The organism is Rhodococcus sp. NPDC054953 (genome assembly GCF_053609225.1).
In genome coordinates this window covers 184,152-196,719 of the sequence record NZ_JBSGXD010000003.1, presented here as the reverse complement: position 1 = coordinate 196,719, position 12,568 = coordinate 184,152, and the positions used below count along the sequence as shown (strand labels likewise).

Annotated in this window: 10 protein-coding genes; 2 read left to right on the top strand and 8 right to left on the bottom strand. The window is 70.7% G+C overall.

Going from position 1 to position 12,568, the window contains the following annotated elements:
* Positions 1-150: 150 nt before the first annotated feature.
* The gene (locus ACWF62_RS03920; protein WP_378507703.1) at positions 151-492 is read right to left on the bottom strand and encodes a DUF3703 domain-containing protein; all 342 of its coding nucleotides are present in this window, start codon (positions 490-492) and stop codon (positions 151-153) included.
* A gap of 25 nt (positions 493-517) precedes the next feature.
* Positions 518-862, bottom strand: coding sequence for an ArsR/SmtB family transcription factor (locus tag ACWF62_RS03915; protein WP_378569856.1), 345 nt, complete (start codon positions 860-862; stop codon positions 518-520).
* A 93-nt stretch (positions 863-955) separates the two neighbouring features.
* On the opposite strand from ACWF62_RS03915, the gene ACWF62_RS03910 reads away from it, so the two are divergent.
* Entirely contained in the window at positions 956-2,491 is a 1,536-nt protein-coding gene (locus ACWF62_RS03910; protein ID WP_452629454.1) for a bifunctional 3'-5' exonuclease/DNA polymerase, read from the top strand.
* A gap of 23 nt (positions 2,492-2,514) precedes the next feature.
* Here the strand turns inward: ACWF62_RS03910 and ACWF62_RS03905 are convergent, their stop codons facing one another.
* The 6 genes from ACWF62_RS03905 to ACWF62_RS03880 form a co-directional block, all read right to left on the bottom strand.
* A complete protein-coding gene (locus ACWF62_RS03905) occupies positions 2,515-3,519 on the bottom strand; it encodes a patatin-like phospholipase family protein (RefSeq protein WP_452629453.1) in 1,005 nt (334 codons plus the stop codon).
* Positions 3,520-3,560: 41 nt separating this feature from the next.
* Positions 3,561-4,217: a GAP family protein gene (locus ACWF62_RS03900; RefSeq protein WP_378569853.1), complete on the bottom strand. Its 657-nt coding sequence runs from the start codon at positions 4,215-4,217 to the stop codon at positions 3,561-3,563.
* A 1-nt stretch (position 4,218) separates the two neighbouring features.
* Positions 4,219-5,958, bottom strand: coding sequence for a SulP family inorganic anion transporter (locus ACWF62_RS03895; protein ID WP_378569852.1), 1,740 nt, complete (start codon positions 5,956-5,958; stop codon positions 4,219-4,221).
* Between the two features lie 236 nt (positions 5,959-6,194).
* Entirely contained in the window at positions 6,195-6,608 is a 414-nt protein-coding gene (locus ACWF62_RS03890) for a DUF7144 family membrane protein (protein ID WP_452629452.1), read from the bottom strand.
* Positions 6,605-8,344: a SulP family inorganic anion transporter gene (locus ACWF62_RS03885; protein WP_378507696.1), complete on the bottom strand. Its 1,740-nt coding sequence runs from the start codon at positions 8,342-8,344 to the stop codon at positions 6,605-6,607. Before ACWF62_RS03885 ends, ACWF62_RS03890 begins: the two co-directional genes overlap by 4 nt.
* Positions 8,345-8,506: 162 nt before the next feature.
* On the bottom strand, positions 8,507-9,481 hold the full coding sequence (locus ACWF62_RS03880; RefSeq protein WP_452629451.1) for a pirin family protein: 975 nt from the start codon (positions 9,479-9,481) through the stop codon (positions 8,507-8,509).
* Positions 9,482-9,909: 428 nt separating this feature from the next.
* Between ACWF62_RS03880 and ACWF62_RS03875 the strand changes: the two genes are divergently transcribed.
* The gene (locus ACWF62_RS03875) at positions 9,910-12,531 is read left to right on the top strand and encodes a LuxR C-terminal-related transcriptional regulator (protein WP_378507694.1); all 2,622 of its coding nucleotides are present in this window, start codon (positions 9,910-9,912) and stop codon (positions 12,529-12,531) included.
* Positions 12,532-12,568: the final 37 nt, after the last annotated feature.

Genomic DNA, 12,568 nt, shown 5'->3' with positions numbered 1-12,568 from the left:
GAACATTGCCCGACGGATGCGCGTGCGTGCGGTGCAGGAGCGCATCGGGGTGGCCGCTGGCGGCACTGCTCGGCGGTGCCGCGCAGTACCCGCTGCCGCTGCTCTCGCCAAGGCGTACCCGACCGGGTCGGTGAGCTGGACCGGCCTGCGTCACCGCGACAGCAACTCCGCCAGGTCCGCCGGAATCGGCATCGGGGTCCGGAGGCCGGCGGCGACACGGCCGGTGTTGCCGTCCGGAAAGCGGCCAGCCAGCGATCCGGGTGCGGCGACGGCGATCCGCAGCACCTGCCCCAGCGCTTCGCGTCGGTCGCGTTGGCGCACGGCGAGGACGAACATGGCGACGTGGTTGCAGGTGTGCAGCCACGGATCCGGCTGGGAGGCGATGTGGGCCCGCTCCAGGTGCCGCCACCGCGTCTGGGCGGTCGTTGCCCCCCTCGCCGCGGCCATCTCCCCGCGGTACACGGCGCGCGCGGTCTCGGTCATTCGCGTCATCGAATCGATCCCCTCGGTGGTCGGGTCAGCAGCATTCGCCGGTGTCGGCGTCCGGGCAGCAGCTCGGGTCGACGGCGAGCACCAGCCCGAGCAGGTCATCGAGGGCGTGACCGATCCGGGGGTCGGCCAGTTCGTACCGACTGCGCCGACCCTCAGGAACGGTCGTCACCAGTCCGCAGCCGCGCAGGCAGGCGAGGTGGTTGGACAGGATCTGCCGCGACACCCCGAGCTCGTCGGCCAGCTGGGACGGGTACCCGGGCCCGGAGCGCAGACCCAACAGGATTCGGGCCCGCGTCGCATCCGAGAGGGCGTGCCCGAATCGGGCGAGGGCGTCATGCTGCGTCGGGATCACCACGCAGCAATAGTACATCTGTTTCTGAATTCAGCAATCGATGTACTAATTGGTTGGTCCCCGGACTCAGCCGTGGAGCGGGTGTCGGAGGGATCGGCGAGACTGGGCGCCATGAGGGTGGTGCTGACGCCGGGACGCGACCGGGTGGTCGCGATCCGCACCGGCGACGACGGCACCGCGACCGGCACCCCGGCGGAGTTCCCGGACGCCGCCGCGGCGGTCCGGGCGCTCGAGCCGGAGCGCCCGCGCTGGGTGTGGCCCGACACGGCGAGGGTGTATCCGGAGGTGCTGCGGGCGGGTCTGCGGGTCGACCGCTGCCACGACCTCGCCCTGACCGGCGCAATCCTGGGAACCCGCGACGGGCGACCGGTACACCCGAGTGCGCCTCCGGCGGATACCCGCCCCGCCCTGTTCGACGCCGCCCCGCCGGTGGACCCGGCGGCGGCACTGGCCGAGCACGCCGATCAGCTCGCGCGGATCGGCACGGATGCCCGCCTGCGCCTGCTGGTTGCGGCGGAATCGGCGGGCGCGCTGGCCGGAGCGGAAATGGGCCATGCCGGGTTGCCGTTCTCCACCGCCGCCCATCTGCGACTGCTGGAGGCCGCGCTCGGGCCCCGCGTCCCCGGGGAGGTCCTCCCCGTACGCCTGCGGGAGGCGGCCGACGAGGTCAGCGCCGCGTTCGGCAGGCGGGTGAACCCGGCATCGCAGCAGGAGGTGGTGGGGGCCTTCGCCCGCGACGGTGTCGATCTCTCGTCCACCCGGGCGTGGGTGCTGCGTGAGGTGGACCACCCGGCGACGGCGCCGTTGCTGCGGTACCGGGACCTGGCGAAGCTGCACTCCGCAAACGGCTGGGGGTGGCTCGACGCCTGGGTGCGCGGCGACCGGTTCCGCCCGGTGTACGTGCCGGGCGGGGTGGTGACTGGACGCTGGGCCAGCCGCGGTGGCGGCGCCCTGCAGATTCCGAAACCGGTGCGCGCCAGTGTGATCGCCGACCCCGGGCACACGCTGGTCATCGCCGACGCCGGGCAGCTCGAACCGCGCATCCTGGCCGCGATGTCCGGCGACCCGCGGATGGTCGCCGCAGCCGGGGCCGACGACCTGTATGCCCCGGTCGCCGCGGAGGTGTTCGACGGCGACCGCGCGAAGGCGAAGGTCGCCATCCTCGGGGTGCTGTACGGTGCCACCGCAGGTGAGGCGAAATACCTTCTCACCTTGCTGCGCAGGAGATTTCCCGCGGCGGTGCGCTACGTCGAGGAGGCGGCTCGGGCCGGTGAACGCGGCGAGGTGGTGCACTCGTGGCTGGGCCGGGCCTGCCCCCCGCCCGACGACAGTTGGTGGTCGCACGGCGATGCGCACGCGCGTGGCCGGTTCACCCGGAACTTCGTTGTCCAGGGCACCGCCGCGGAGTGGGCACTGTGCCTGCTCGCCGAACTCCGCCGCCGGCTGGCCGAGGTACCCGACGCGGAACTGGTGTTCTTCCAGCACGACGAGGTGGTGGTGCACTGCCGTGACGCGGCGGCGGCGACCGGGTATGTCCTCGACGCGACGGCGGCCGCGACCCGACTCCTGTTCGGCGACACAGCCGTCCGCTTCCCGATGGATGTCGCCGTGCGCGACTGCTACGCGGACCCCGCACCGGCGGGCTGAGCGACCCGGGATGTCGCCCCGGTTCACGGTCGGTGCGTCCGACGGGCGGGTCGTGCGCCGGAACCCGCCCGCACGCAGTCCGCCCGAAACGCGGCCCAGTCCCACGCCTCGACGAACTCCCGGCCCGCGGTCACGCCGCTCTCGTACAGGGCGGCCGACTTTGCGGCGTCGATCCGGAAGTCGATCGGACTGACGCTGCCGGACGGAACAAACACGGTCCGCCGCACCGTGCACGGATCGTCGACGTAGGCGGCGTCCTGATTCCCGAACAGGATGCCGACCGCGGCGATCCCCAACGCGAGACCGAGCGAGAGCGGCCCCCGCACCGGGTGGGTCGGCGGGACACCCGGCGGTGCCGACAACCGGATCCCGAAGGTGGGCCAGCGGGCCGCGCCCCGTTCCCTGTCGAACAGGTCGATCGGGAAGTTAGCAAGCAGCCCGCCGTCCACCCACGTCGCGCCGCGGACCCGCACCGGAGCGAACAGGAACGGGATCGCCGACGACGCCCGGACCGCCCGCGCCACCGGGAACTCGTCGGCGTCGACCCCGTACCCGGGCAGATCCCACGGGATCCGAACCAGGCGGCGGCGGGACAGATCGGTAGCCGCGACCACCAGCGCCCACCCGTGTCGCTCCGACACATCGCCGGTGCGGAGATCGCCGAACGTGCGCACCCTGAGATCATCGAGGATGCCGCCGAGGAACTTTTCGAGGTAGTCGCCCTGGTACACGCCGTCTGTGGTGACCAGCGAGAGCACGCCGCCGACCAGCGGGATCTTGCCGAGCAGGGTGGTGTCCTCGAACTTGCGGTAGTCGATTCCCGCGATGATCTCGCGCAGCGCGGTCAGCGGCTCCCCGGCCCGCTGCAACGCCGCCGCGAGTGCCGCGACGATCGCGCCTGCGCTGGATCCGGCGATCCGAGGGAAGCTGTACCCCGCCTCGGCGAGCGCGTCCACGGCACCGACCAGCCCGATGCCGCGTACCCCGCCGCCCTCGCACACCAGGTCGGCTCGCAGCTCCGCCGTCATGACTCCAAGTTAGGGGCCGCCGGGGGAACCGGCAACGGCGATCACAGCAACGCGGTCAGGCCCCGGATCGTGAAGAGCAGGCCGAATCCGAGGAACACCGCAACCCCGAGTTCCTTGTTACGGCCGACCATCCAGCCCTTCGCCGCGTCGAGGACCCGCCTGGCCCGGTCACCGAGCAGCAGGTACGCGCCGACCGGGATCAGGAAGTCGAGCATTGCGGCCAGGAGCAGCAGCGCGGTGCCGATCAATGCCTGCGGCCAGGTGGAGCCGTAGCTGGCGATGATGCTCATGCCCGACAGCATGATGAACAGGTTCGGGTTGAGGTTGGCCAGCACCAGACCGAGCAGGAAGGACCGCCGCGGTGTCGCCGATTCGAGTTCGACCATCCACTTCGGCTTCTCCGCACCCAGCTTCTTCCGCTGCGACAGTTGCACCAGCCCGACGGCGAGGAACAGCAGACCGACGACAAGGCCGATCCAGTGTGACACCGTCCGCGAGGTGGCCGACGGATCACCCGCGCCGCCGAGGAGGGCGGCGCCCCCGATCGCCGTGTACACGAACAGGAAGGCGGCCGCGAAGCTCAGCGCATTGCGGATCGCGTTGTCCGACTGCAGTAGCAGGATGCACCCCGCGATCGCGGCGGGGGTGATGATCAGCCCGATCATCTCCGGCACCAACAGTGCGATCAGATCGCCCATCTCACTCCTCCTGAGAACCGGACGGGCCCCCCGGCCCGTCGGCATCGGACCGGCGGGCGCGGCGGACCAGGCGACTCTCGGCGTCCGCGAGCGCGCGCATGGTGGATTCACCGAGAACCGGTGTCGCGCTGAACACCTCCAGCGCGACACCCTGACTGTCCAGGCGTTCGGCGTCCCACATCTCGAGCACCTCGGGCGCCAGACCGCTCAGGTACAACCTGCCACCGACCGCGTCGAGGCGACCCGCGTACTCGGCGATCACCTTGAAGAAGGTGGCGCCCAATGTCGTTCGACCCCGCAACCGCAGAATCACCTCCGGCGAATCCGCGGCGCCCGGGTCGGGCAGCTGCACCTGGAGCGTCCGCGCACCCGCGTAGAAGAGGCTGCCGTACACGTCGAGGATCATCACCTCACGGTCCCCCAACTCCGTCGGCACCGGCGCCTCCGCCAACCGCCCGTCCGCATCCAGTTCGAGTCGCACCACCCGCAGGTCCACAGCTTCCTGGTTGAGCTGCAGCAACAGCGACAGCGCGACGCCGATCCCGACCGCCGCGGTCACCGGAAGCAGCAGCGTCGCAACGAAGGTGGTGACGAGCGCGATGATCGACGTCGGGCCGCTCGAGATGATCGACCGGATCTGGGCGGGCCGGATCGAGCCGATTCCCGCGACAATCAGCACCGCGGCCAGCGTCGGCATCGGGACCTTCCCGACCAGGCCGGAGAAGAGCACCAGAATCACCAGCATCCAGATCCCGGAGAACACCGCCCCCCACCGCCCCTTCGCCCCGGCGGCGTCGTTGACCGCGGTCTGCCCGACCGACCCGCCGACCGGCATCCCCCCGAACAGGCTGGACGCGAGGTTCCCGACGCCCTGCGCGGAGAAGTCCTGGTCGGGCAGCGACCGGGAGCCGTCGCGGTTCGGGGCGGCCTCCGCGACACCGGCGCCCTGCACCAGAATGATGGCCGCGACCGCGAACCCGCCGCCGACCAGTGGCGCCGACAGCAGGCCCAGATCCGGGATCTGCGGCATCGGGAACCCGGTGGGGATCGCGCCGCCGTCAGCGACCCGCGCGACGCCGTCCCACCCGAGCACGACCACCAGCACACACGGGATCACAAGGGCAACAAGTGAACCGAACAGCGCGACGCGGGTCCTGGCGAGCACGACCAGCAGCAGCAGCGCGAGCACACCGGTAGCCAGGGACGGCCAGTCGATCCGCGTCGGGTTGGTGATCAGGTCGGCAGCCTTGGCCAGCGCGACGGATCCGGACACCGACGCCCCGGTCAGATCCGACAGCTGGCCGAGCACGATGTTGACGGCGATGCCGGTGAGGAACCCGGTCATCACCGAATGCGATACGAACCGGGTGTACCGGCCGAGCCGCAGCAACGCGGCGGCGACCATCACCGCGCCAGCGATCAGGGTGAGCAGGACCAAGGCGTCGGCGCGATCCGACTCGGGCACATCGGCGATCGCCGAACCGGCAGCAAGCGCGGAGGCGCCGGTCGTGGTGACGACCATCAGTTTGGTGCTGGTCTGCATCCCGCCGAACAGCGGCCCCGCGAAGCTGGCGTACAGGCCGTGCACCGGGCTGACGCCGGCCAGCACCCCGGACGCCATCCCGTCCGGAACGCTGGCGATCGCGCCGGGCAGCCCGGCGATCAGGTCATTCTTGAGGTGCCTGCGTTCCGGCATCCGATCGCGGATCCAGCCGCGAACGGCTCGACGATTCGACCTCATGGACTTCAGCCTCCGCTCGCGCATCCGGTTGCCCGATCGGCACGCGCTCACCGTCTCGACTCCGACAGCAACTCGATCATGGGCACGGTGGCCCGGCCTCCGAATCGGCTGCGGTCCAGGGTATTTCGTCGTCTACTCGGCTCTCGCATGCGACCACGAACGCGTGTATGGCCTCCCGGATCGCGCCGTTGCGCGCCGACGACCACTGTGTCGATCTCATCTCACCGTCCATTGGCTCACCGCCCGTCGGGATTCCATATCGTGACTGCCCAGATGACCACGACGTCGAGGGCGATAATCGCGAAGGCCCAGGCCGGGTAGTAGGGCAGCCAGAGGAAGTTCGTGAACAACGACACCGCAACGAAGGTGACCGCCGCGACCCGCCCCCACATGCTGCCCTTCATCAGTCCCAATGCCGAGATCGCCTGGACCACTCCCAGTGTCAGGTGAATCCAGCCCCAGGCCACGACGTCGAGCGCATAGGTGTAGTCGACCCCGACGACGAGGTGCCGGTCGCCAGCAATCGCCGAAATTCCCTGGCACATCGACAGGACGCCCACGGTCAGTAGCAGTACCGCTGCTCCGAGCGAGGTGCCCGCCGCGAATCCCTGGTGGTCCGGACGTTCCACGGTCGCGCGGGTAGTGGTCATCGGTTCTCCCTCCAGCCTCCGGGCGGCACGTTCCCCGAGGGGGCGGACAGCGCCTCGTCCACCGTGCCGAACACCGCGAGCCGTTCACCCGCACGCGTGACGTCGGCGAGGACGTCCCGAACCTGCCCGATGTCGTGTGCGATGCGCAGTTCGATCCCGTCACGCCGCAGTGCGGCCTGTAGCTGCACCAGCATCTCCGCTGCGCTGACGTCGATGTATGGCGAGGTTTCCGCGTCGATCACCACGACCCGCGTTGCCTCGGTGCAGCGCCGCGAGACGGTGTCCTTCACGAAGTCGGCATTCGCGAAGAACAGGCCGCCCTCGACCCGCACGACGACGGCGCCCGCGGGGCTCGTTGCGTTGGGGTGACGCTCGACGTCCACCCACACCGAGCCCTCCTGCCCGAGGTCGGCAACGTGCGGGCGCGAGTTGCGGTACAGCAGCAGCAACATCGACACCGCGATCCCGATGACCAGTCCGGGCAGCGTGTCGAACAGCAGCACACCGAGCAGTGCGGCGAGCGCGCCGAGGAAGTCGGCCCGCGCGGCGAGCCCGTAGATGGTGCCGAGCTGGCGGGACCACACCCGATACAGGCGCCGCAGCGCCGCGATGTCGACCAGTTCGATCACCGCGGCGATGACGACCGCGGCCAACGTGGCCTCGGGCAGCTGCTCGAACAGTCCGGTCAGAAAGAGCAGGGTGAGCACGGTGAGCACCGCCACCACCAGCCCGCTGACCTGAGTTTTTGCCCCGGCAGCGCCGTTAACCGCGGTCTTGGACAGGCTGCCATTGACGACCATGCCCGAGCTGAGCCCGGAGCCGAGGTTCGCGGCGCCGAGACCGAGCAGTTCACGGTTCGCGTCGATCTCGTATCCGGCCCTCGCCGCGTACGTCTTCGCGGCGCCGAGGCCCTCCGCGAAACCGATCAGCAGCACACCGAATGCGGGGCCCGCGAGGTCGTAGTAGTCATGCCACGCGGCTCCCTCCGGCAGTCCGAGCGATGGCAGCCCGGACTCGATGTGACCGACGATGTCGACGCCGTGCTCGTCGAGCGAGAACACTGCGACGGCCAGGATGCTGAGCAATACCACCACCAGCGAGCCGGGCACGAGGGGAAGCCACCGCTTGAGCACCAGCACCAGCACCAGGCTGACGACACCGACCGCGAGCGTCGGCCACTGGGTGTCGCCGAGGTGGGTCAGCACACCCCACGACTGTTCGAAGAAGTCGCCGTCGGCCTTGTCGATACCGAACAGCTTGGGCACCTGGCCGACGATGATGGTCAACGCCAAACCGACGATGAAGCCCTTCAGCACCGGCTCGGAGATGTACGACGCCGCGAACCCGAGACGGCACAGTCCGGCCAGCAGACCGGCGATCCCGGTCAAGATCGCCAACACCGCCGACAGCGCCAGGTAGTGCCCGCCGTCGCCACCGGCGACCGGGGCGATGATCGCGGCGGACAACGCGGCAGTCGCCGACATCGGTCCAACCACGAGGTGCCGGGAGCTGCCCAGTGCCGCATACAGGATCAGCGCTGGAATCGCCGCGTACAGGCCGACGACCGGGGTGACACCAGCAATCGTGGCGTAGGCGAGGCTCTCCGGGATCAGCACCGCCCAGACCGTCAGGCCGGCAGCGATGTCCGGTCGCAGCCACTTCCGGTTGTAGCCGTCCAACGAGGCGAACAGCCACCACCCCCGGTGGGCGGCAGTCTTCGCGGCACCACGATCCATCGACATCACCTCAGCAGTCCGAAACTTGCGGCGCGTCCGATAGTGGCCGGAACTCCTGGCCGTCGCTTCACCTCCGAAGGATGAGGCGATGCGTTGAATGGGGGTTCATGTGTCATCCGCCGCCGCGGACTCGACCATGAACCCCCATTCAATGCGAGCCGCTCAGTCGCGCGGCCGGAGCCGGGCGTTCGGCAGCATCGGCGCCGGGATCGTCTCGTCCCACTCACCGGGGAACGGACCGAACCTGCCGTCCGCCGCGGGCCGGTTGGCGCGTTCGCTCTGCCAGTCCGCCCGGAACCCGGCGACCTCGTCGTGGCTGCGGCCGACGAAGTTCCACCACATCACGATCTGCTCGCCGAGCGGTTCGCCGCCGAGCAGCAGCAGCCGCACCGGACCGTCACCGGCGGCAACGAGGTCCACCTCCGAGGCGCCCGCGGGCAGGTGCACCAACTGCCCGATGGTCGCGGCGACGCCCGCCACCTCGACCGACCCGCTGTCGACCAGGACGCCGTGCTCGAACGATCCGTCGAGCGGCACCCGCAGTGTCTGCCCGGGCCGGAGCGTCAACTCGGCGCCCAGCAGCGGCGTGAAGGTCCGCACCGGCGACGTGGTGCCGAATAGGCTGCCGAGGAACACCACCGCCTGCGCGCCCTCGACGTCGAGCACCGGCGGCGCGTAGTGCTCGAAAGCCGGTGCGGTGAAACGATGTTCGTCCGGCAGCGCGACCCACAACTGGACGCCATGCAGGATGGCGGTGTCGGGGGTGGAGTACTCGGAGTGCGCGATCCCGGATCCCGCGGTCATCAGGTTGACCTCCCTTGGCCGGACGATCGCGTGCGCGCCGGTGGTGTCCCGATGCTCAATCTCGCCGCTGAATACCCAGGACACCGTCTGCAACCCGGTGTGCGGATGCCCGGCGACCCGCATGCCGCCACTGCGGCGGACATCGTCGGGGCCGTAGTGGTCCAGGAAGCACCACGCCCCGATCAGGGTCTGGCCGCGCTGCGGCAGCGATCGGCGCACGGTCATCGCACGCGCGCCGCCGAGCGGCACCTCCCGGTAGTCGAGCAGCCGCGGCGCGGTGCCGTCACGACTCGCGCAGACGACCTCGTCCGGGCGGGCCTCGAGATTGCTCATGGGACCGGTCCTCTCGATCGACGGCGCTGAGCCGAGCGTAGCGGCGCGCGCGCCACACCGACGTCAAACGCCCCGGCAAGCGCGCCCGACAGCGGGTTCGCCGACTGGTTGCGCGCCCGCCCAGACCTGCGGAGTTGGCCGCAGCGAACGCCGAATACCAGTGGATCACCGACGCTTTCGACGCACCCGAGCGAACCCTTCGTTCACCACGAGTTCACTGATCCCACTACCCATCGATAATAACGATCCGCTGCAATTCGAATCTCATTTCGGCAACAGCCGGTGGTGTCGCGCGTCGTTCCGCCGCGCGGAACCGGACCATCCGACCTAGTCTTCGTGAGGCGACAGCGACGAAGGTCGATATCGCGGTGCCCACCTGCGTGCGCACCGCGGTCGCCCCGCGAGGACCTGGAGGGGAGACCAAAGGGATGACCGACGCACCGTGGAACCACCACCGCACCCGACCGCCGCTGCACGCGCGACCGCCGCAGCGCAGGCCGCGGCTGATCGAGTCGCTCAGCCACGCGATGACCACCCCGGACTCGGCGCCGGTCACCGTCGCGATGGTCAGCGGGCCCGTCGGATCAGGCAAGTCGACCCTGCTCGCGAACTGGGCCGACGCGGTCTCACACCGGACGAACCCGCCCCGACTCGCGTGGCTCACCGTCGAGGCCTGCGACAACGGTCGCGCCGCGTTCGGCTCCGCCGCGCTGGCCGCACTGCACGCCATCGGCGACGCCGAGATCACCGCCGCGCTACCTGCCCTCCCTGGTCCCGACGACCCCGGCTTCTCCGCCGCGGCAGCCGCCGTCCTCGGCGAACTGGGCGTGCCGATCGTGATGGTTCTCGACGATGTGCACCTGCTGCACGACCCGGACACCCTCGAGGACCTCGCGTCGTTCCTGCGCTGGGCGCCACCGACCCTGCGCACGGTGCTGTCCGGACGGTTCGAACCCCCGGTTGCCCTGCACCGCCTGCGGCTCGACGGGCGGGTCCTCGACATCGGGCCCCACGATCTCGCGTTCACCGACGACGAGGCGGCGGCACTGCTCGCCGAGCACGACGTGCGACTGGCCCCGGAGGATCTCGCTGTCGTCCAGGACCGCACCCACGGCTGGGCCGCCGCCCTGCGTCTTGCCGCGATCTCGCTCGCCCACCACGATGACCACACGACGATGATCGCCGACTTCAGCGGCGACAACCGCGTCGTGGCCGACTATCTCGTCGACGAGGTGCTGGACCGACTCGATCCCGACACCCGCGACTTCCTCGTCGAAACCTCGATTCCGGACGCATTCAACGCCGAACTCGCCGAATCACTGTCCCGAAACCCGAACGCCCACCGGGTGATCGACATGCTTGGGCGGGAGAACCTGCTCGTCGAACCGGTCGCGGGTGCCCCCGGCTGGTACCGCTACCACCCGCTGCTCCGGGAGTACCTGCGGGCGGAGGCGTCCCGGCGCGGTCGCCGCGCCGTCGCCGACCTCGAACGCGTTGCGTCCCAATGGTTTGCCGCGTCCGGCGCGGATGCCCGGTCGCTGGAGCATGCCCTGCATGCGGGCGACGACGAGGCCCTGCTGAGGTTGCTGTCGGGGCTCGGGTTCGGTGCGGTGCTCCGGGGTCACGCTGACACCGTGACCGGGGTGCTCGATCGGGCCACCCGCCGGGTACGGTCGGCCCCGATCGCCCAACTGGTCAGGGCCGCCGCCGAACTCGACCGGGGCAACGAGGCCGCCGCGGCGTCGACGCTCGCCGCCCGCGCGGCCACCCCGGCACTCCGAGGCGCCGAGAGGCGTCTCGAACGGGCGCTGCGGCTTCGACTCGCCCTGCGCAGGGGTGGGATCGAGCGGACGCTGGACACCCTGCAACGGGAAGCGGGCACCCCGTGCGGTGAACCCGACGTCGACGCCTACGCCACCATCGCGGAGGGCAGCGCCGAACTGTGCCTCGGCCGTCTCGACGACGCCGAGCAGCACCTGCACGACGGGCTCGACACCGCGCGTTCGTCCCGCGCACCCGCCCTCGAACTCGAGGCGACGATGGCCCTGGCCGCGGTCGCGGCGTGCCGGTGCCGCCCCTCCGAGATCGTCCGACTGCACCGTGACGGCGCCGCGCTCGCCCGCACCCACGGCCTCACCGACAGCGTCGACTTCCGGCTGCTCGACCTGCTCGCGGTGTGGGGCCGAACGCTGCGCCTGGACGCCGATCCCGCCGACCTGGCCGCCCGCTGCGTTCCCGAGCTGACCGGTGCCCCGAACCCGACGGTGGCGTCGGCGGTGTCCTGCCTGGCCGCGGTCCTCGCCCCCGGCGGAACCGACGGCCACCCGACCCGGGGCACCGACGCCCGCGACCAGTTCCTGCTCGCGCACCGCCGCCCGCTGCCCCCCGGCGTGACCGCACTGATGGCCCCGGCCGTGCATCGCGCGCTGCTGGACTCCGGTCAGTCGAACGGGCTCCCCGACGTGGTCGGTCAGCTCACCGCGGGCCGGTGGCCGTCCGCCGGCGACGCCGCGGTGATCGCCGCCCTGCACGATCTGCACCGCCGACGTCCGGACTCCGCCCGCTCCCAGCTCGCCCCCGTCCTCACCGGCGCGACCCCCTGCACCGCGGTGACCACGATGATCCGCGCCTGGCTCGCCGAGGCCGCGATCGCGGACGGCAAGAACCAGTCGATCGCGGTTCGGGACGCGCTGCTTGAGGCCGTGATCCTCGCCGAGCCGGAGTCGTTGGTGCTTCCGTTCGCCGAGGCGGGCCCCGGGATCCGCGACCTGCTCGGCCGTCACCGTGGCCGTTTCGGCAGCCATGAGGACTTCGTCGGCCACATCCTGTCCCGGATACCGGCGGAGGCCGCCGCCCCGAACCCGCTCACCGCGCGGGAGATGGAACTGCTCCTGGAACTGCCCTCGTGGCGGACCGCGGAACAGATCGCGGCCGACCTGTTCGTCTCGGTGAACACGGTCAAGACGCACCTGCGCGGCATCTACCGCAAGCTGGAGGTCGGTTCCCGACGGGACGCGATCACCACGGCACGCGGGCTCGGGCTGCTGTGACCCGGCATCTCATCACCCGCGGGTGAGGCGCAGCGCG

Excerpts from the sequence above, each read along its gene's own strand:
- ACWF62_RS03920 (WP_378507703.1), bottom strand. The coding sequence starts at position 492 with ATGACGCGAATGACCGAGACCGCGCGCGCCGTGTACCGCGGGGAGATG.
- ACWF62_RS03915 (WP_378569856.1), bottom strand. The coding sequence starts at position 862 with ATGTACTATTGCTGCGTGGTGATCCCGACGCAGCATGACGCCCTCGCC.
- ACWF62_RS03910 (WP_452629454.1), top strand. The coding sequence starts at position 956 with ATGAGGGTGGTGCTGACGCCGGGACGCGACCGGGTGGTCGCGATCCGC.
- ACWF62_RS03905 (WP_452629453.1), bottom strand. The coding sequence starts at position 3,519 with ATGACGGCGGAGCTGCGAGCCGACCTGGTGTGCGAGGGCGGCGGGGTA.
- ACWF62_RS03900 (WP_378569853.1), bottom strand. The coding sequence starts at position 4,217 with ATGGGCGATCTGATCGCACTGTTGGTGCCGGAGATGATCGGGCTGATC.
- ACWF62_RS03895 (WP_378569852.1), bottom strand. The coding sequence starts at position 5,958 with ATGAGGTCGAATCGTCGAGCCGTTCGCGGCTGGATCCGCGATCGGATG.
- ACWF62_RS03890 (WP_452629452.1), bottom strand. The coding sequence starts at position 6,608 with ATGACCACTACCCGCGCGACCGTGGAACGTCCGGACCACCAGGGATTC.
- ACWF62_RS03885 (WP_378507696.1), bottom strand. The coding sequence starts at position 8,344 with ATGGATCGTGGTGCCGCGAAGACTGCCGCCCACCGGGGGTGGTGGCTG.
- ACWF62_RS03880 (WP_452629451.1), bottom strand. The coding sequence starts at position 9,481 with ATGAGCAATCTCGAGGCCCGCCCGGACGAGGTCGTCTGCGCGAGTCGT.
- ACWF62_RS03875 (WP_378507694.1), top strand. The coding sequence starts at position 9,910 with ATGACCGACGCACCGTGGAACCACCACCGCACCCGACCGCCGCTGCAC.